General features: G+C 66.3%; 17 protein-coding genes and 1 tRNA gene. 11 read left to right on the forward strand and 7 right to left on the reverse strand.

Annotated elements, in window-relative coordinates; genetic code table 11:
• Positions 1 to 95 precede the first annotated feature (95 nt).
• Positions 96 to 170: transfer RNA gene (locus ABNQ39_RS10980), tRNA-Gly, on the reverse strand.
• Positions 171 to 371: 201 nt separating this feature from the next.
• Between ABNQ39_RS10980 and ABNQ39_RS10985 the strand changes: the two genes are divergently transcribed.
• The 4 genes from ABNQ39_RS10985 (at position 372) to ABNQ39_RS11000 (ending at position 4,658) form a co-directional block, all read left to right on the forward strand.
• Complete coding sequence (locus ABNQ39_RS10985) at positions 372 to 1,163, forward strand: enoyl-CoA hydratase/isomerase family protein (protein ID WP_376957649.1); 792 nt, start codon at positions 372 to 374, stop codon at positions 1,161 to 1,163.
• A gap of 54 nt (positions 1,164 to 1,217) precedes the next feature.
• The gene (locus tag ABNQ39_RS10990; protein WP_376957650.1) at positions 1,218 to 1,952 is read left to right on the forward strand and encodes an aspartate/glutamate racemase family protein; all 735 of its coding nucleotides are present in this window, start codon (positions 1,218 to 1,220) and stop codon (positions 1,950 to 1,952) included.
• Between the two features lie 108 nt (positions 1,953 to 2,060).
• On the forward strand, positions 2,061 to 3,512 hold the full coding sequence (locus tag ABNQ39_RS10995; RefSeq protein ID WP_376957651.1) for a DHA2 family efflux MFS transporter permease subunit: 1,452 nt from the start codon (positions 2,061 to 2,063) through the stop codon (positions 3,510 to 3,512).
• 255 nt (positions 3,513 to 3,767) lie between these two features.
• Positions 3,768 to 4,658 carry a LysR family transcriptional regulator gene (locus ABNQ39_RS11000; RefSeq protein WP_098738890.1) on the forward strand — a complete coding sequence of 297 codons (891 nt, stop codon included), beginning with the start codon at positions 3,768 to 3,770 and terminating at the stop codon, positions 4,656 to 4,658.
• Positions 4,659 to 5,173: 515 nt separating this feature from the next.
• Here the strand turns inward: ABNQ39_RS11000 and ABNQ39_RS11005 are convergent.
• From ABNQ39_RS11005 to ABNQ39_RS11015, 3 genes are all read right to left on the reverse strand, one after another.
• A complete protein-coding gene (locus ABNQ39_RS11005) occupies positions 5,174 to 6,514 on the reverse strand; it encodes a lipase family protein (protein ID WP_376957652.1) in 1,341 nt (446 codons plus the stop codon).
• A gap of 521 nt (positions 6,515 to 7,035) precedes the next feature.
• Positions 7,036 to 7,650, reverse strand: coding sequence for a Hint domain-containing protein (locus ABNQ39_RS11010; protein ID WP_376957653.1), 615 nt, complete (start codon positions 7,648 to 7,650; stop codon positions 7,036 to 7,038).
• A 184-nt stretch (positions 7,651 to 7,834) separates the two neighbouring features.
• A complete protein-coding gene (locus ABNQ39_RS11015) occupies positions 7,835 to 8,032 on the reverse strand; it encodes a hypothetical protein (RefSeq protein WP_376957654.1) in 198 nt (65 codons plus the stop codon).
• Between the two features lie 146 nt (positions 8,033 to 8,178).
• On the opposite strand from ABNQ39_RS11015, the gene ABNQ39_RS11020 reads away from it, so the two are divergent.
• The 4 genes from ABNQ39_RS11020 to ABNQ39_RS11035 all read left to right on the forward strand — a co-directional run bounded on the left by ABNQ39_RS11020 (position 8,179) and on the right by ABNQ39_RS11035 (position 11,514).
• A complete protein-coding gene (locus ABNQ39_RS11020; RefSeq protein WP_376957655.1) occupies positions 8,179 to 8,448 on the forward strand; it encodes a ribbon-helix-helix domain-containing protein in 270 nt (89 codons plus the stop codon).
• Positions 8,449 to 8,620: 172 nt separating this feature from the next.
• Positions 8,621 to 9,265: a PAQR family membrane homeostasis protein TrhA gene (trhA, locus tag ABNQ39_RS11025; protein WP_376957656.1), complete on the forward strand. Its 645-nt coding sequence runs from the start codon at positions 8,621 to 8,623 to the stop codon at positions 9,263 to 9,265.
• 132 nt (positions 9,266 to 9,397) lie between these two features.
• Positions 9,398 to 10,933 (forward strand): lysozyme inhibitor LprI family protein, encoded by a 1,536-nt coding sequence (locus tag ABNQ39_RS11030; protein ID WP_376957657.1) that lies wholly within the window; start codon positions 9,398 to 9,400, stop codon positions 10,931 to 10,933.
• 122 nt (positions 10,934 to 11,055) lie between these two features.
• Entirely contained in the window at positions 11,056 to 11,514 is a 459-nt protein-coding gene (locus ABNQ39_RS11035; protein ID WP_174474227.1) for a MarR family transcriptional regulator, read from the forward strand.
• Between the two features lie 40 nt (positions 11,515 to 11,554).
• Here ABNQ39_RS11035 and ABNQ39_RS11040 read toward each other — a convergent pair whose 3' ends face one another.
• Positions 11,555 to 12,544, reverse strand: a complete 990-nt coding sequence (locus ABNQ39_RS11040; protein WP_109051890.1) for a 2-hydroxyacid dehydrogenase — start codon at positions 12,542 to 12,544, stop codon at positions 11,555 to 11,557.
• Positions 12,545 to 12,806: 262 nt separating this feature from the next.
• Between ABNQ39_RS11040 and ABNQ39_RS11045 the strand changes: the two genes are divergently transcribed.
• Both ABNQ39_RS11045 and ABNQ39_RS11050 read left to right on the forward strand, forming a co-directional pair.
• Positions 12,807 to 13,343: an SH3 domain-containing protein gene (locus ABNQ39_RS11045; protein WP_376957658.1), complete on the forward strand. Its 537-nt coding sequence runs from the start codon at positions 12,807 to 12,809 to the stop codon at positions 13,341 to 13,343.
• 108 nt (positions 13,344 to 13,451) lie between these two features.
• On the forward strand, positions 13,452 to 14,687 hold the full coding sequence (locus ABNQ39_RS11050) for an argininosuccinate synthase (protein ID WP_098738883.1): 1,236 nt from the start codon (positions 13,452 to 13,454) through the stop codon (positions 14,685 to 14,687).
• A 55-nt stretch (positions 14,688 to 14,742) separates the two neighbouring features.
• On the opposite strand, the gene ABNQ39_RS11055 is transcribed toward ABNQ39_RS11050, so the two are convergent.
• Both ABNQ39_RS11055 and ABNQ39_RS11060 read right to left on the reverse strand, forming a co-directional pair.
• Positions 14,743 to 16,782 (reverse strand): elongation factor G, encoded by a 2,040-nt coding sequence (locus tag ABNQ39_RS11055; RefSeq protein WP_376957659.1) that lies wholly within the window; start codon positions 16,780 to 16,782, stop codon positions 14,743 to 14,745.
• A gap of 283 nt (positions 16,783 to 17,065) precedes the next feature.
• Positions 17,066 to 17,365: a hypothetical protein gene (locus ABNQ39_RS11060; RefSeq protein WP_376957660.1), complete on the reverse strand. Its 300-nt coding sequence runs from the start codon at positions 17,363 to 17,365 to the stop codon at positions 17,066 to 17,068.
• 36 nt (positions 17,366 to 17,401) lie between these two features.
• Here ABNQ39_RS11060 and ABNQ39_RS11065 point away from each other — a divergent pair, with 36 nt between their 5' ends.
• Positions 17,402 to 17,884: a cache domain-containing protein gene (locus ABNQ39_RS11065; RefSeq protein ID WP_376957661.1), complete on the forward strand. Its 483-nt coding sequence runs from the start codon at positions 17,402 to 17,404 to the stop codon at positions 17,882 to 17,884.
• The last annotated feature ends 25 nt before the right edge of the window (positions 17,885 to 17,909 follow it).

Here is a 17,909-nt window from a genome sequence, read left to right on the forward strand (position 1 = left end):
ATTTCAAAAGCCCGTTGCCGGGCCGCGGAGGCCGGAAAAGCGAAGGGCCGGTGCGTTGCCGCCCGGCCCTTTGATCTTCGCTTTTACCGGAGAACTGGAGCGGGCGAAGGGATTCGAACCCTCGACCCCAACCTTGGCAAGGTTGTGCTCTACCCCTGAGCTACGCCCGCGCTCCCGTCGTCCGGGAGCCGCTTTCTACGGAAACACGGCCTCCGCCGCAAGAGGAAAATTCACCCTCCCCTCACTTTTTTCGCGACCTCCCCTTCCACCCTTGCGGCCCACCCGTTCCGCACCGCGGCACCGGACAGCTTGCGTCCCGGCGGCGGGGCGCTATGGTACGCGGCCATACGGCAACGGATGGAGACTGCGGCATGGCCGGCACCATCACCCTGACCCGCGATGGAGCGGTCGCGACCCTGACCCTGTCCAACCCGGACAAGCTAAACGCCTTCGACAAGCCGATGTGGCACGCCCTGATCGGCCACCGGAGCGCTCTGGAAGCCGATGAGGGAACCCGCGTCGTCGTCATGCGCGGCGGTCCCGGCGTCAACGGCGCCCGCACCTTCTCCCCCGGCGCCGACATCTCGGAGTTCGAAAGCGAGCGCAACAGCCCCGAACAGGGGGCGAGCTACGGCGATCTGATGGACGAGGGGCTGGATGGCCTGCGTGCCTTGCGCCAGCCGGTGCTGGCCGCCATCGACGGCCCCTGCTGCGGCATCGGCCTTGCGGTGGCGCTGGCCTGCGACCTGCGGGTCTGTTCGGAGAGCAGCCGCTTCGGCGTGCCGGTCAGCCGGCTCGGCATCTCCATGGGACCGACGGAGCTGAAGCTGGTGGCCGACGTCGCCGGCGGTCCGGCGGCCCTGGAAATCCTGCTGGAAGGCCGCGTCTTCGGTGCGGCGGAGGCCAAGGACAAGAACCTCGTCCACCGCACCGTCCCGGATGAAGGCTTCGAGGCGGAGATCGCCGCCACGATCCAGCGCATCGCCGCCGGCGCGCCGCTGGCCGCGACCCTGCACAAGCGTTATGTCCGCCGCCTGTCCGATCCGGCGCCGCTGACCGAGGCGGAGATCGCCGAATGCTACCGCTGCTTCGGCACCGGGGATTTCCGCGAGGGCTACCGCGCGTTCCTGGAAAAGAGGAAGCCGGTGTTCACCGGGCGATGACGTGGTAAGGCTGGCGGCCTGTTCAGGACGAGCCAATAAGGAGCCTTGACCGCGATGACGATCCAACCAACCGTTCGCCCCCTGCCGCAGAAGACCATCGGCGTGCTCGGCGGCATGAGCAATCAGGCCACCGGTGAATATTACCGCCTTCTCAACGACGGGCTGAATGCCCGGCTGGGCGGCTGGGACAACGGCGAGATCGTCATCGTCAGCGTGAATTTCGGCAACATCGAGCATTTCGTCCGCACCGGCGACTGGAGCGGCGCCGAACGCTATCTCTCCGGCAAGGTCGATGCGCTGGAGCGGGCCGGCGCCGATCTGGTCATCTGCGTGTCCAACACCATGCACCGGGTGGTCGAGCCGATCATGGCCGGCCGCAGCATCCCCTTCATCCACATCGCCGACCCGACGGGCGAAGCGATCGCGAAGGCCGGACTGCAGCGGGTCGGCCTGCTCGGCACCGCGGCGACCATGCGGTCCGACCTGCTGGCGGAGCGGTTCCGCGACCGTTTCGGCATCGAGCTTCTGGTGCCCGACGAGGCCGACCAGACCCTTGTCGACCGCATCATCTTCGACGAGCTGGTGCGGCGCGATCTGCGCCCCGACTCCAAGGCCGAGTATCTGCGCATCGTCGAGGATCTGCGCCGCCGCGGCGCCGGGGGCGTGATCCTGGGCTGCACCGAGATCTTCCTGCTGATCGACCAGCCCGACCTGCCGGGCTTCCCGGTGTTCGACACCACGCGGCTGCATACGCAGGCGGCGGTGGACTTCGTCTCCGCGGCCGGGTGATCCGTCTCCGACCGCGCTTACGCATGGCAGGGCTTTCGCATGGGCGATGGTCAATGCGGCGGGACGCCTCACATTCGTAGGGTTCCGCTCCCTGCCTGACGGTCCGTCATGTCGCGCGTCACCCCGCTGATCATCGCCTGTGCCCTGTTCATGGAGAATCTCGACTCGACGGTGATCGCCACCGCCCTGCCGGGGATTGCGCAGTCGATGGGCGAGGATCCGCTGCGGCTCAGTCTGGCGATGACCTCCTACATGCTGGCGCTGGCGGTGTTCCTGCCGGTCAGCGGCTGGGCGGCGGACCGGTACGGCGCCCGCACCGTCTTCGCCAGCGCCATCGGCGTCTTCATGGCGGGCTCCATCGCCTGCGGCCTGTCCAACGGGCTGGCGGAGCTGGTGGCCGCCCGCATCCTCCAAGGCATGGGCGGGGCGATGATGGTGCCGGTCGGCCGGCTGATCCTGCTGCGCACCGTGCCCAAGGACCAGCTGGTGACGGCGATGGCGCGGATGACCCTGCCGGCGCTGATCGGGCCGGCGCTGGGACCGCTGGTCGGCGGAGCGATCACCACCTATGCCTCCTGGCGCTGGATCTTCTTCATCAACGTGCCGATCGGGCTGGTGGGTATCGCCCTGGTGCTGGCACTGATCCCCAACCTGAAGGAGGAGCAGCGCGACCCGTTCGACGCCCGCGGCTTCCTGTGGAGTTCCGTCGCGCTGGCCGCCTTCATGTTCGGCTTCGAGAATGTCGGACGCGACCTGCTGCCGGCCACTGCGGTGGCGATCCTGCTGGCGGTGGCGCTGCTGGCGACGCTGGCCTATCTGCGCCATGCCAGGCGGGTGGCACGGCCGGTGCTGGACCCGTCGCTGTTCCGGCTGCAAACCTACCGGGCATCGGTGCTGGGCGGCACCCTGTTCCGCATCGGCATCGGCGCGGTGCCCTTCCTGATGCCGGTGATGCTGCAGATCGGCTTCGGCCTGACCGCCTTCGAGTCGGGCGCCCTCACCTTCGCCGGAGCGGCGGGCGCCCTGACCATGAAGGCGCTGGCCGGCCCGATCCTGCGCCGCTTCGGCTTCCGTCCGGTGCTGACGCTGAACTCCATCGTCAGCGGCGTGATCCTGGCCAGCTACGGCGCTTTCCGCCCCGACACGCCGCATCTGGTGATCCTGGGCGCGCTGCTGCTGGGCGGCTTCTTCCGGTCGCTGCAATTCACCGGCATGAACACGCTGAGCTACGCCGAGGTGCCGCAGCCGATGACAAGCCGCGCCAACACGCTGGCCAGCGTCATGCAGCAGTTGTCGATGAGCCTCGGCGTCGCCGTCGGCGCCACCACGCTTCACCTGACCGTGCAGTGGAGCGGCACGCTGACCCCGGCCTCTTTCGTTCCCGCCTTCCTGACGGTGGGGCTGATGGCCTGCGCCTCCAGCCTGCCCTTCTGGCGCCTGCCCGCCGATGCCGGCGACGAGATCAGCGGCCATATCGGCCGCCGCGGTCCGGACAAGCCGGCGGGCGATGCCCGCAGCGCGACGGTCAAGGCCGCCGCGCTGACCGACGCTGCGGATTAGCAAAACGGGGGCGAACGACCGCTGCCCCGTTTCCGAGCATGGCAAACATCCCTATCCATTATACGGATATGCCCGGATCGCTGTGACTTCGGATGAGAATAACTCCTGTGATCATGATTAATTTTCGTGCGAATCGCTTTTACTAGCGCGTGCGTTCCGGGCGCGTTCCCGCTATAAACATGCATGGCGGCCATGCGCCGTCCTCAAGATAAACGGGAGGCTCCGGGCGGTTGCGCATCGGGGCGGGACAGCATGATGGATTGGGACAAGCTTCGGGTCTTCCACGCGGTGGCCGAAGCCGGCAGCTTCACGCACGCCGGTGAGACGTTGAACCTCAGCCAGTCGGCGGTCAGCCGCCAGATCAGCGCGCTTGAGGAAAGCCTGGGCGTTCCACTGTTTCACCGCCACGCCCGTGGGTTGATCCTGACCGAACAGGGCGAGCTGCTTCACCGCACCGCCCGCGACGTCTTCGCCAAACTGTCGATGACCGAGGCGATGCTGACCGAAAGCCGGGAGCATCCCAAGGGTCCGCTGCGGGTGACGACAACCGTCGCCTTCGGATCGACTTGGCTGACGCCGCGCATCAACGAGTTCATGTCGATTTACCCCGACATCCAGCTGACGTTGCTGATCGACGACGACGAGCTGGATCTGGCGATGCGCGAGGCGGACATCGCCATCCGCATGAACACGCCGCGCCAGCCGGACCTGATCCAGCGGCACCTGATGTCGATCCGCTTCCACCTCTATGCCAGCCAGAGCTACCTGAAGAAGAAGGGCTCGCCCAAGACGCTGGCGGAGTTGGACAACCACGATCTGATCACCTACCCGCCCGACGTGCGGGCGCCGATCCCCAACGTCAACTGGATCATGGAAATGGGCGATCCGTCGCCCAACCGGAAACCGATCCTGCAGGTCAACAGCGTCTACGCCATCTACCGCGCGGTGGAGAGCGGGCTTGGCATCGGTGCGCTGCCCGACTTCCTGGTCGACAGCTTCTCCAAGGACGTGACGCGGATCCTGCCGGATGTCGACGGGCCGAAGGTCGACGCCTACTTCGTTTATGCCGAAGAATTGCGCCATTCCAAGCGCATCGCCGTCTTCCGCGACTTCCTGGTTAAAAAAGTGGCAGAAACTCCGTTCTGACCACGAACATTTTCAGTGATCCCGTAAGAGAATTGCCAAAAACGACGGCGGTGCTCCAACTTACCGGAGCGCCGCCGTCGTTTTTGGCATTTTTATTAGCTTCCTAAGGGACTTCAGAAGCCATGCGTGTCTTGCATGGTAGATTTATACATTTATGCCTGGAAAGTTGGCAGCAGAATGGTCAAATTTTGATCGTTGGATGTTGCGACGCAGCATCTGATGTTTCGTCCCGGAGGTCTCCCCTCCGGGGTTGGGTCCTCGGACCCAGCGTCTCCCAGACGTGAAGCCTCCCTGTTCAACTCGCCGCTAATCCATCGGGTTAGCGGCGGTTTTTTTATGTGGGCAGGGTCTGGGGGAACTCAGGGGGAACCAAGCTTCCTGACTTGGCTGGTTCGCCACCCGCCCCTGGCGCCACCGGCAGGCCCGGCGCGAGCAAGTGCTCGTCCACCACGCTGACCGTGACGATGCCGGCCAACGCCCCGGATCGATTGCCCGCACCGGAGAGCGCCCGTCGATCAGGCGTCGGTCGGGGCCGGAGCCCCGGCGGTGGGCACCGTATCGATGGTGACCGTCAGGTCTTTCAACAAATCCTCGATCAGCGTGCCCAACACGTTCCACAGCGCCTCGCCCCAATTGACGTTGGCGTTGAACGGGTCCGGCGGCACGTCGAACAGCGTGGCGTATTCCGTCATGTGCTGCTGGCCCAGATAGTTGAGGAACTGTTTGATCGTGCTCACTCCGCCGGGAGGCGGGGAGGGCTGGGGGGCCGGGAGCATCTGATTCTGCAGATGGGTGTAGGAGCTGCTCACCACGTCGTTGGTGACGACGTTGCCGGCGGCTTGGTTCGCCTTGCCGATCAGGAAGGGGATTTCCTGGAGCGCCAGCCCGGACAGCGGGCCGTACAGGCAGGTGCAGCTCTTGACGTAGGTCGTGTGCAGGGTCGTCGTCCCGAGCACCAGATCCCAGATCACATTCCCCGGCGCCTGGCCCGGCGAGGCCCAGCTCAGGTTGCACCAGGCGTGGGGCACGGTGTCGTACTGGTTCCAGATCACCGTGTTCCAATAAGCGTAGTCGTAGGTGGTCGCGTTGGTGCCGGTGACGGCGGTCTGCGGGAAGGCCGTGTTGAAGGCGGTGGCGAAGTCGAGGTCGCCCGGCGTCGCCCCGGCGGTCGGCAGGACGAACACGTTGGCCCAAAACTGCCCGTCGTTGCTGCCCTGCGGGTAGAGCCAGAAGGCCAGGGTGGGGGACAGCGCGCCGCCCAGGCTGTGGCCGGTGAAGACCAGCGTCGCGCCGGTAGACTCCTTGCTCTTCAGGAACTGCTGGAGATTCTGGCCGTAGCCGGGGACGTTCTCGCTCGGCGGGCTCATGCTCAGCAGATGGGTCACGCCGGTGGCGGTGCCCAGCGACACGAGTCCGACGTCGGTCACGCTGCTGGGATTGACGCAGTTCGGCGCCGAGATGCCGTTCGGGAACGCGACGCGGTTGGTCAGCCCGACGTTGAAGTCCTCGGTCTCCCAATCGTACAGCGACTGTATGTTGGTGGCGGCGATGGCGACGACGTAATAGTCGATGTCGGCGTTGTAGGCGACGTACATGGCGTTGTCGGCATCCGTCGAGCCGACGTTCTGGAAGACGCAGGGCCCCCAGACGAGATCCCAGGAACCGATGTAGGGCTTCAGCGGCGAGTTCGCGCCGAGATTGTCCTCGACCAGCGTCAGCAGGTCGGACTGGAGCTGCGTCGCGTTGCCGTTGTTCCAAGTGGCGGCGTTGGAGATCGCCGACAGCTTGAAGGTGGTCTGGATGATGTCGAGGCTGCCGCCGGCGTTGACGTTGGGGATCGTCGGGATGGTGGTCATGGCCGTGTCGTTCCTTCCACAAATCCGTTTCGGGGGTCGAAGACGTCTCGCGTACCCGTGGGTGATCGCCGCGGCTCCCTTATGGACGTGGATTGTTTCGCGATGATGTTTCTATCGTTGTTGGACTGAAAACTAATTTACTCAAATCTCTTGAGTTGTGTCTTCTTGCCATACAGGCGGCAAAAGTGCCGGGTCGGCCCGCGTCGCGCGCATCGAAGGGATGGAAAAACACGCGCCGCCACCACGAAACCGCCGCAGGGCCGTAGTGGGTCGACCGCACTCAAGGTGCGCTAGACATGGCTTTCGGCGTGATCGGGGAGGTAGGCGCAATAGCGCAAACTGTTAGCAGACCTGGCACTATAATCCCGCAGATGAGACCCGGCTGCTTTCGGCAGCAGTCGTAACAAAGCGGGTGAAGCTCGTAGACGTCCCCGGCCTCCGCCAATGCAAAAGGGCCGCCCCACAGGACGGCCCCTCTCTTACATTCGATACTCCGGCCCACAGGCGGGCCAAGCTCGGCTTCAGGCCAGTTCGGCCGTTTCGAGCTGCTCGGCGCGCTTGTTCACGTTCTTGCGGATTCGCTCCAGGGCAGCCAGCGGGATGTCGATCTTCACACAGGGCTCCTGAATGCGCGGATCGTCTCCCGGATACAGTGCCTCATACTCGGCGGCATTGTCGTAGGCCTGACGGTTGTCGGCTTCGAGATAGGTCTCAACCGGCAGCCCCTCGGCAAACATGCCGTCATGGCTGTCGAGTTCGATGTGGAAATACTCGATCTCCTCCATCGCATCGAGCTGCCTGATCGACGAGCCGTTGATCAGCAGACGGGCCGAAACACCGTACTCGCCGATCAGCAGCGCGTGGCCGGGAGAGATGTAGAGGTCACGAGCCGGCAAGTTCTGGGCGATGGCGTCACGGGCGATCCGCACCGGCAGATGGACGTTGCGCAGATGCTCGGTATCGAAGGACGAGCCTGCCAGCAGACGCCGGCCGATCCAGCGGATCGAACGGAACTCGCCGCTCACCGACGACTTGATCATATCGCCGATCTTCAGGCTTTCGACGGGTACATCGCCGAACATGGAACGAACGTAAGTGCCGCGCAGGATGCAGGTCGGAGTCGGGATCGGAGCCATTGCCTGGGAAGTCCCATTTCGATTTGAGAAGCCCTCCGCCTGCCTTCCGGGATTTTCCTGGACCGGGGACGACGGCGGTAGGCCCGGAAGGTTACTCCCATATGCAATTCGTAGGTGTGCGAAGTTGTACGGATTTACGACCGACAGTGACAAATTGTCTCAGTCTGCCAACGTTACGGTGTCTTCACCCCTGCCCCTCCGGCCGGCCGCCGTTTTCGTTGTGCGGCGGCCGCGGCATTTCGTCCCCGTCTCGCTCCTCCAACGCTGCACGGGCAATGGCGAGGATGTTGTCCAAGCGGATGACCAGTTCGTTCTCGCACAGGGCGGAGCGTGCCGCTGCCGCCTCGTTCATGATCGCACGCAAGGCTTCGTTCCGTGTCATGGCCGACCTCCGATCCCATGATGACGCCACAATGCCCGGTTGGCTCGCCGACGGCCCCCCAGGTCGTTTTCCCTGTGAAAAACTTCACAGCATGCACCCCACCGTTTCGCATACCCATTTATGCATCAGCAACGGAGGGCTCTCCCATGCACATGCGCAACATCAGAGTGAACGGCAAGCGGACCAGCATGAAGCTGATGCCGGTGGAGTGGGAGTCGCTTGAGGAAATCTGCGCCCGCGAGTTCATGACAATGAGCGAGCTGGTGTCGAAGATCGATGCAGAACGTCAGGACTGCGACAATCTCACGGGCTGCGTCCGTGTCTATGCCCTGTGCTACTTCCGCAAGGCCGCCAACCTGTCGGAGCCGATGCCGCGCCACCGCCACACCGCGCCCGTCGCCTTCGCAGCGGAATAACGGCGTAACGCGGCCGTTCCGTCCGGCATAAGCGGTTCGCCGAAGCAGCGCCCGCCGGGTTCTTTCCATCGGACAGGACCGGTGGCGTGGCCGCTGCCGGCACACCATGTTCGACGCAGGCCCCATTCCGGCGGCCGACTTCTCTCTTTGCGTCGACCGAAGCGGTGTGCCAATGCCGGATGCCCACCAGTTTCCCGTCTACAGCGTCGGTGAGCGGCGGGCCGATGCGGTCGTTCATGCCATCGGCGTCACCGCCGGCCTCGCCGGCTTCGTCTGGCTGCTGAATGAAGGTGTGTTTTCCGGCGCCGTGCCGGTCAACACGGCGCTGGCGCTGACCGTCTACGGCCTGGGGCTGGTGGGGATGCTGACGGCCTCGGCCGCCTACAACCTCGCCCCGCCCGGCTTCGGCAAGGCGGTGCTGCGGCGGATCGACCATGCCATGATCTTCGTGATGATCGCCGGCACCTACACGCCCTTCACGCTGGGGCTGGGCCAAGGGATCGGGCTGGGCGGTGCCGTCTGGGGCGGGGCCGCCTTCGGCGCCGCGCTCAAGCTGCGCTTTCCGGGTCGCTTCAACCGGCTGGGACTGGCGCTCTATCTCGGGCTGGGCTGGGCAGTGGTCACGGCGCTGGAACCGCTTGGATCGGCATTGTCGGCGCCCGCCCTGTGGCTGCTGGTCGCCGGCGGGCTGGTCTACACCGTCGGCGTCGTCTTCCACCTGATGGATCGCATGCCCTACAACAACGCCGTCTGGCACCTGTTCGTGCTGGCTGCGGCCAGCTGCCATTTCGCTGCAATCGCAGTCGCTTTTCTTTGAGTGCTTTTCTTTGATTGCCGCTCCTCGGAATTGCCAGGGAGGCAGAGGACAAGCCGCAACGGATTCCGTATCTTCCGCGGATCACAGTCCCAGGAAGGCATGATGGGCCGGGCAGAGAAAAACCGAGCGGTTATGGACAAGCGCAAAAGCGGGACGCCGTCCATCGGCGGCGCAATGCTCGCGGGGGGGGCGGCCGCATTCTCGATCATGGTCGTCGGCGGGGCCGCAAGGGCGGAGCCGTCCTTCGATTGCAAGGCGGCCTCCACGCAGGTGGAAAAGGCGATCTGCGCCGATCCCAAGCTGGCCGATGCCGACCGGGAGATCGCCGACCTCTACAAGACGCTGCAGGACCTATCCGCCACCGCCGACCGCGACCGGCTGCGAACGGAACAGCGGGCTTGGCTGACGCAGCGCAACCAGTGTGCGACCGCCGCCGCTCCCGGCTCTTGCCTCGGCCCGGTGCTGGACGCCCGGCGCACCGCGCTGTCCGACTCGATGCCGAAGGCGGTCGCCGCGATGTCCGCCATCGTCGACGGCATCGCCGGCGACCCGGCCGGCGCCGCCAAACGGCTTGGCGAAATCCGCGGCGGGCTGGGCAAGGGATGGAATGCCTATTTGCTGCGCTTCGGCCCCTCGCTCGACCGCGTGAAGGCGGAGGCTCTGCTGCGCGAGGCCATCGCCGGCATCGAGGATTCCTATGCCCGCGAGACGGCATCCGGGGTCGATCTCGCCACCGACGACGGCTTCCTCACCGCGCTGCGCGTCGTCACCGACGAGGTGGAGATGGCGTGGCCCTGTTCGGTGATGGAAAAGCGGGGAGCGGCGGCCTGGAAGGCGATGGAGCCGCTCTATGGCAGCAACCGCGACAATTTCGGCGCCTATCCCGCCTGCCCCGACGACAAGGCCCTGCTCGCCACCCCCGCCTGGAAGGCGGTTGACGACCTGCTCGCACCGATGCTGGAGGCGGCTTCCAACCGCACCGGCACCATCCGCTTCGCCACCTACCGGCAGATGGGCATCGACCGCATGAAGTCGGCGGTCGATCCGCGCCTGTTCGTCACCGATCAGGGCGCCGACGCCCCGCAACTGGCCCAGTTGATCAAGGATGCTTCCGGCTGGTCCAACCCGCGCTGGATCGCGCCCGGCTGGGGCGACCGCCTGCGCAAGGCTGTGGACGGTGCGGTGACGGCCTGGACGCCGCAGATCGCCACCCGCTACGGCATCCCGGCCGCCGAAGCCCGCAGGATTGCCGAGGCGGTGGCCGCCCAGGGGCTGAATGGCAGCATCGGCCTGATCACCGATAATCTGGAGGTCCAGAAGGACACCCGCCTGCCGGACTGGCTGCGCGGCAGCTGGAGTTGGAGCGGCGGCGGGGCGGACGACGCGCCCCTCAACACCCCCGCCGGCAAGGCGCGCATCGACGAGACCGGCATCTGCGTAGGCAGCGAATGCACGGGTTACGATGTCGCCGGCCAGGGAGAGGACGCCTTCTTCGACCCCAAGCAGGTCCCCGGCGGGGTGAAACTTGCCGCTGACGCCGCCAAGCAGGCGGTCAGCCTCGCCCCGGTGTCGGCCGGTGGCAGCCTGACCGTCGTTCCGCTCGCCGGCGGAAACCTGCTGGTCACCGGCACGGCCAAGCCGGTGGTGCTGAAGCGGGACGGAAAGTAGGCAGGCACCGACGCCGTCCTTCTCCCGGGAACGCGAAAGTCTTGCCTGCATCGTTCGGGTAAGCGACACTTCGCGGCGCGTGCTGCGGTTGCGGAACCGCACGCGGCTTTCCGGGGGGAGGCATGGCACGGAACCTCAAGGCGCTCGGGTTGTGGCGCACCGCGCTGGTCGCCAGCGTCCGCAAGGACGCGCCGGACCTGTCGGCGCGGCAATTGGCGATCCTTCTCCAGGTTTATCTGACCGACCCGCCGCACACCGTGCGCGGTCTGGCGTCCCTGCTGAACATTTCCAAGCCGGCGGTGACCCGTGCGCTCGACCGTCTGTCGGTCCTGGGCTTCGTCAAGCGCAAGCGCGATGCCGAGGATAAGCGCAACGTGCTGGTCCAGCGTACCGTCAAGGGCAGCGTCTATCTGTCCGATTTCGCCGAGCTGGTGATCGCCGCCGGCGCCGTCGCACCGGAGGACATGGCCCGCATCCAGGCCGACGAGCAGCTGGCCGCCGCCGCGAAGGCAAGGCTGGAGGCGGAGCTGCAGGAGGTGCCGGCACGGGAAGCCGCCCCGCTGGAAGCCTCCGCGTCCTGACCGGTCCCCTCCCCTGTCCGAAGGGGAAGGCAACCCCGTCTTACAGCAGCGCTTCCAGAACGCGGTCGGGCGGGGCGTGGCCGTCGGTGAAGGTCTTGATGTTGATCACCACCTTCTCGCCCATGTCGATGCGGCCCTCGATGGTGGCGGAGCCCATGTGCGGCAGCAGGACGACGTTATCCAGCCGCAGCAGCTTCGGGTTGACTGCCGGCTCATGCTCGAACACGTCCAGACCGGCGCCGGCGATTTCGCCCTTCGACAGCATGCGGGTCAGCGCCACCTCGTCGATCACCTCGCCGCGCGAGGTGTTGACGATGTAGCAGTGCGGGCGCAGCAGCTTCAGCCGGCGTTCCGACAGCAGATGGTAGGTGGCCGGCGTGTGCGGGCAGTTGATCGACACGATGTCCATGCGCGCCAGCATCTGGTCCAGGCTGGACCAGTAGGTCGCCTCCAGCTCCTGCTCCAGCTCCGGATGGACGCGGCGGCGGTTGTGGTAGTGGATCGACATGCCGAAGGCGCGCGCCCGCTTGGCCAGCGCCGAGCCGATGCGGCCCATGCCCAGGATGCCCAGCCGCTTGCCGCTGATGCGGTGGCCCAGCATGGTGGTCGGACCCCAGCCGGTCCACTGGCCGGAGCGGACCAGCCGCTCGCCCTCCGCCACGCGGCGCGCGGTGGCCAGCAGCAGCGCCATGGTCATGTCGGCGGTGTCCTCGGTCAGGACGCCCGGGGTGTTGGTGACGACGATGCCGCGCTCGCGCGCCGCCTTCAGGTCGATGTGGTCGACGCCGGTGCCGAACGAGGCGATCAGCCGCAGCTGCGGCCCGGCGGCCTCGATCAGCGCGCGGTCGATGCGGTCGGTGACGGTGGGCACCAGAACCTCGGCGATGTTCATCGCGTCCTGCATCTGGGCCGGGGTGAGCGGCACGTCGTCCGGATTGAGCCGGGTGTCGAACAGCTCCATCATGCGCGTCTCGATGACGTCCGGCAGCTTGCGGGTGACGACAACGAGCGGCTTCTTCTTGTCGGTCATCGGTGCTGGTCCTCCCTTGCCCCGGCTGCCCGCATCTGAAGGTCTCGGCACGGGCTGCTCCGGTCCATGGTTGCCATACCAAGCGGTCGTTGGACTGTCCAGAAGTCCGTCGCGAAAGGCCACCCTGCGGCAAGCCGGCCGCACCGTCCGGGGGCATGGCATCGGGGGTGACGGCAGGGGGTGGCAGCGCTTGCCCTATCGAACGGGTGGTCTCTATAGTGCGGCCCGGTTTGCCCTCCCCTATTCCTGTTCCGGTGCCGTCATGCCTGTCCGCCGCCGCTCCGTCCTCGCCGCTCTGGTCCTGATCGCGGGGTTGGGGGCGGGGCTTTTCGCGGGCGGCGGGAGCGCGGCGCTCGCCGCGGAGGGGAAGGACCCGACCCATGCGTCGGGCCTGCCAATCCCCCGCTTCGTCACCGTGCGCGTCGGCGAGGTGAACCTGCGCTCCGGCCCCAACGGCAGCTACCCCATCGAATGGGTGTTCAAGCGCAAGGACATGCCGGTGGAGATCATCCAGGAGTTCGACACTTGGCGCCGCATCCGCGATTGGGAGGGGGCGGAAGGCTGGGTGCATCAAAGCGCGCTGTCCGGACGCCGTGGTGTGCTGATCGTCGGCCAGACCCGCGCGATCTACGATTCACCGCGCGGGGACAGCGGCGTGGTGGCGCGGGCCGAGCCCGGTGTCATCGGATCGCTGAAGAAGTGCCGCGACGAGTGGTGCGAGGTCGATGTGAAGGGCTATCGCGGCTGGATGAAGCGCGCCGATTTCTGGGGCACCTACCCCGGCGAAAAGATCGAGTAGCCGTTTCCGGTCATTCGCGGGGGCAGATCGGCGCCGGCAGGGCTTGAAGGCGGGCGGGAAAGGCCGTACGGTCGCGGCCTTACCTTTCTCTACTGCAAGAGCAGTCCCATGAGCGGCGCGTCCGGCAAACAGATCAAGAAAGTGGTGCTCGCCTATTCGGGCGGCCTCGACACCTCGGTCATCCTGAAGTGGCTGCAGGAAACCTATTCCTGCGAGGTGGTGACCTTCACCGCCGACCTCGGCCAGGGCGAGGAGTTGGAGCCTGCCCGCAAGAAGGCCGAGCTTCTGGGCATCAAGCCGGAAAACATCTTCATCGACGATCTGCGCGAAGAGTTCGTGCGCGATTTCGTCTTCCCGATGTTCCGCGCCAACACGCTCTACGAGGGCACCTACCTGCTCGGCACCTCGATCGCCCGGCCGCTGATCGCCAAGCGCCAGATCGAGATCGCCAACATGGTCGGCGCCGATGCCGTCGCCCATGGCGCCACCGGCAAGGGCAACGACCAGGTCCGCTTCGAGCTGGGCTATTACGCCCTGCGCCCGGACATCACGGTCATCGCGCCGTGGCGCGAATGGACCCTGAACAGCCGCACCACGCTGCTGGACTACGCCGAGAAGAACCAGATCCCGATCGCGAAGGACAAGCGCGGCGAGGCCCCCTATTCCACCGACGCCAACCTCCTGCACATCTCGTACGAGGGCAAGGCGCTGGAGGATCCGTGGGTCGAGCCGGACGAGGACATGTACACCCGCTCCGTCGCCCCGGAAAAGGCGCCGGACACCCCGACCTACATCGAGGTCGAGTTCAAGAACGGTGACGCGGTCGCCATCGACGGCAAGGCGCTGTCGCCGGCGGCCCTGCTGACCGAGCTGAACCGCCTGGGCGGCGAGAACGGCATCGGCCGCCTCGATCTGGTCGAGAACCGCTATGTCGGCATGAAGTCGCGCGGCGTCTACGAGACCCCGGGCGGCAGCATCCTGCTGGTGGCGCACCGCGCGATGGAGAGCATCACGCTCGACCGTGGCGCCGGCCACCTGAAGGACGAGCTGATGCCGCGCTACGCCGAGCTGATCTATTGCGGCTATTGGTGGAGCCCGGAGCGTCTGGCCATCCAGGCGCTGATCGACCAGACCCAGTCGCTGGTCAACGGCACCGTCCGTCTGAAGCTATTCAAGGGCAACGTCACGGTCGTCGGCCGCCAGTCGCCCAACTCGCTGTACCGGATGGACTATGTGACCTTCGAGCAGGACAGCGTCTACAACCAGAAGGACGCGGAAGGCTTCATCAAGCTGAACGCGCTCCGCCTGCGTCTGGGCGCGATGGCCAAGCAGAAGATCGGGTAAGTAAGGCTGGAACCGCTCCACCGCCCGCCAGCCGGGTGGTGGAGCGTTCCCTTGTCTATTGTGCCGCCAGCATGTCACGGCGGATTTCCACGGCCCGGTCGGCCGCCTTGCCGACCACCTCCTGAAGCCGGTCGAACTCGGCGCTGTAACTGCCGACGCCGAAGGTCAGCGACCGCAGTTCCACGATCAGATCCTGCATGTCGGCCTGGGGCATGCACGCCTTCACCTCGTCCCAGCCGGGCCAGCCCGGCCGCGCATCGAAGCCCAGCAACTGGCCGCGCCGTCCGCTGACCAGACGCTGAACCTTCGGCGTGAAGGCGCTGGGCACCGCGATGGTGACGGTCAGGATCGGTTCCAGCAGCACCGGTTCGCAGGTCGGCAGGGCATCGGCCATCGCCTGCCGCGCCACCGTCTTGAAGGCCATGTCAGAACTGTCGACGGCGTGAAACTGGCCGCCGGTCAACGCCACCGCAAAATCCACGACCGGAAATCCCAGCGGCCCGCGCACCGCCGCGTCGCGCACGCCGGCCTCCACCGCGGGAATGTACTGGCGCGGCACGGCGCCGCCGACCACCGCATCCTCGAACTGGATGCCCGACCCGCGCGGCAGCGGCCGGATCTCGACATGGATGTCGGCGAACTGGCCATGGCCGCCGGTCTGGCGCTTGAAGCGGGCATGGTGGCCGGTGCCTTTGCGGATCGTCTCCTTGTAGGGCACCTGCGGCGGCTGGCCTCTCACCGCGACGTTGAAGCGGCTGCGCAGCCGGTCCATCGCCAGCTTCAAATGCACGTCGCCCTGGCCCCACAGCACCAGTTCGCCGGTCTCGGCCGACTGGTCGAGCGTCAGGGACGGATCCTCCTCCCGCAGCTTCTGCAAGGCTGCGGACAGCTTCACCTCGTCATTGCGGTTCTCGGCGCGGAGCGCCAGCCCATGCACCGGCGGGGCGGCGGCCGGCCAGTCGGCGGGCGGGCCAAGATTGGCCTTCTCGGTCAGACGGTCGCCGGTCGCCGCTTTCTCCAGCCGGCCGAGGGCCACGAGATCGCCGGCCACGGCCTGCGGCACCTTGGTCTGGTCGCGGCCGAACTGCTGGAAGATGCCGGACACCCGCTCAGCCCCCAGCGTCATGCCGTCGGTGACGGTGCCGCGCCAGATGCGGGCGAGGCTGAGCTTCCCGGCATGGGACCCCATCATCGTCTTCACCACCTGCGCCGCCACCGCCGCGTCGGCCGGGATATCGATGCGGGCCGCGGTGGTGGCAACCTCCGGCCCCTCGTGCCGCAAGGCCTTCAACAGGCGGCGGATGCCGTTGTCGTTCTCCGCCGACCCGAAGAAGACCGGCACGATCAGGTCGTCGGCCAACTCGTGCGCCAGCGTCTCGTAAAGCTCGGCACTGTCGGGAGCCATGTCCTCCAGCAGCTTTTCCAGCAGGCCGTCGTCGAAATCGGCCGCCGATTCCAGCATCGCCTGCCGCGCCTCCGTCTCCCAGTCGCGGGCGCCGTCAGGCAGGGCGACCAGATCGGACGGCTTGTGCGGGTTGAAGCGCCAGGCACGCTCGCTGACCAGATCGACGAGCCCGGTGATCTGGCCGTTCTCGCGCAACGGCACCTCGCGCAGCACCAGCTTGCGGGTCGAGACCTCCTGATAGGCGGCGACGACGTCGCGCACCCTGATATCGCCCAGCGTGTCGATCTTGTTGATGAACAGCAGATGCGGGATGCGGTGATCGTCCAGCACCTTGAGCAGCGGGGCCAGCAGCACCGCCTTTTCCGGTGCGGCCTCCGCCACCACGATGGCGATGTCGGCGGCCATCAGCGCCGCCTGTGCCTCCCCCGCCAGTTCCACCGAACCGGGGCAGTCGAGGATCGACCAGCGTTCCCCCAGGTAATCGAAGGAGGCGACGTTCAGCTCGGTGCTCATCGACCGGGCCTTCGCCTCCGGCGAGTTGTCGCCCACGGCATTGCCGTCGCGCACGCTGCCCTTGCGGGTGACGGCCCCGGCGGCGAACAGCAGGCTTTCCAGCAGTGTCGTTTTGCCGGCGAGATAAGGGCCGACCAGCGCCGCGCAGCGCGCCGTCCGGATTTGCGTATGCGGCATTCACACCTCCCGTCGAAGCTTCGGGCTGTCGTGACCGGGGGGACGGGGCCAGGGCGGGAATGGGGCCGCCGGCGCCGGCCGCCAGGGCGGCCCGTTCGCGTGTGGCACTTCAGACTGGCACTTTAAAGACTTGGCACTTCCAGAAGATTGCGTCCGGATCGGGCGGCGGCGGACGGGCGCTGGAAAGCGCATCTGGCCCGGAGCCGGCGGGGCGCCCGCATCGGACTTTCGATGCTCCACCCGAACGGCGCGGCTGTCGATGGAAAAAAGGGGCGGCAAACAGTCACGCGCGGACTGCGGGAGCAACCGATGCGTCGATAAGCCGCATCGGTGCGCGGATGGCTTGTCCAACCCCGTCCAGCCGTTCTCGCTGCACAGCTAATACGTTCAAATGCAAGGCGACACCGCCGGAGAGCGCATCCGCCGACCACTTATTCGCAATATTGCTATGCTGCAATGCAATATGATCGCATGGAAATGCAACGGACAAACGCATGAAACCTTCTGCTAGTAGCCTTACGGGAAAATGGCCGCACGCGAAGGCGATAACGGCCGGATAAAACATGTCCGGGGCGTGCGGCATCTGCCGTCCGCCCCGCAATCCTTGGGGAAAATGCACATGCGCCTGTGGTTTCGTTTCCTGGCGGTCGCCCTGATCGCCGTCGGGACTGCCGTTTCCGCTCCGCTATCCAGCCCGGCCGTCGCCGAGCAGGCCAAGCCGACGCAGGAGGACGCGAAGTCCATCACCCTGAAGGCGGCGGAGCTGATCGCCGCCCAGGGCCTGGACGAGGCCGCCAAGGCGTTCAACGCCGAAGGTCCGTACAAGAACGGTGAGATCTACGTCAACGTCATCGATTTCGCCGGTGTGTGGAAGGTCTACCCGCCGCGTCCGGCCGGCGTCGGCCAGAGCGTCATCAACGTCAAGGACCCGGACGGCCGCTTCATCGTCCAGGACGTGCTGGCCGTCGCCAAGGACAAGGGCGAGGGCTGGGTCGAGTATCGCTGGCTGAACCCCGCCAGCAACAGGATCGAACCGAAGATCACCTACGTGAAGCGCGTGCCGGGCCAGGAACTGGTCGCCTATGTCGGCATCTACAAGTGACGGCTCTCGCGTAAGGCGGTGAGCA

Origin of the sequence: Azospirillum sp. A26 (assembly GCF_042604635.1) — a bacterium.
GTDB classification, from domain to species: domain Bacteria; phylum Pseudomonadota; class Alphaproteobacteria; order Azospirillales; family Azospirillaceae; genus Azospirillum; species Azospirillum palustre.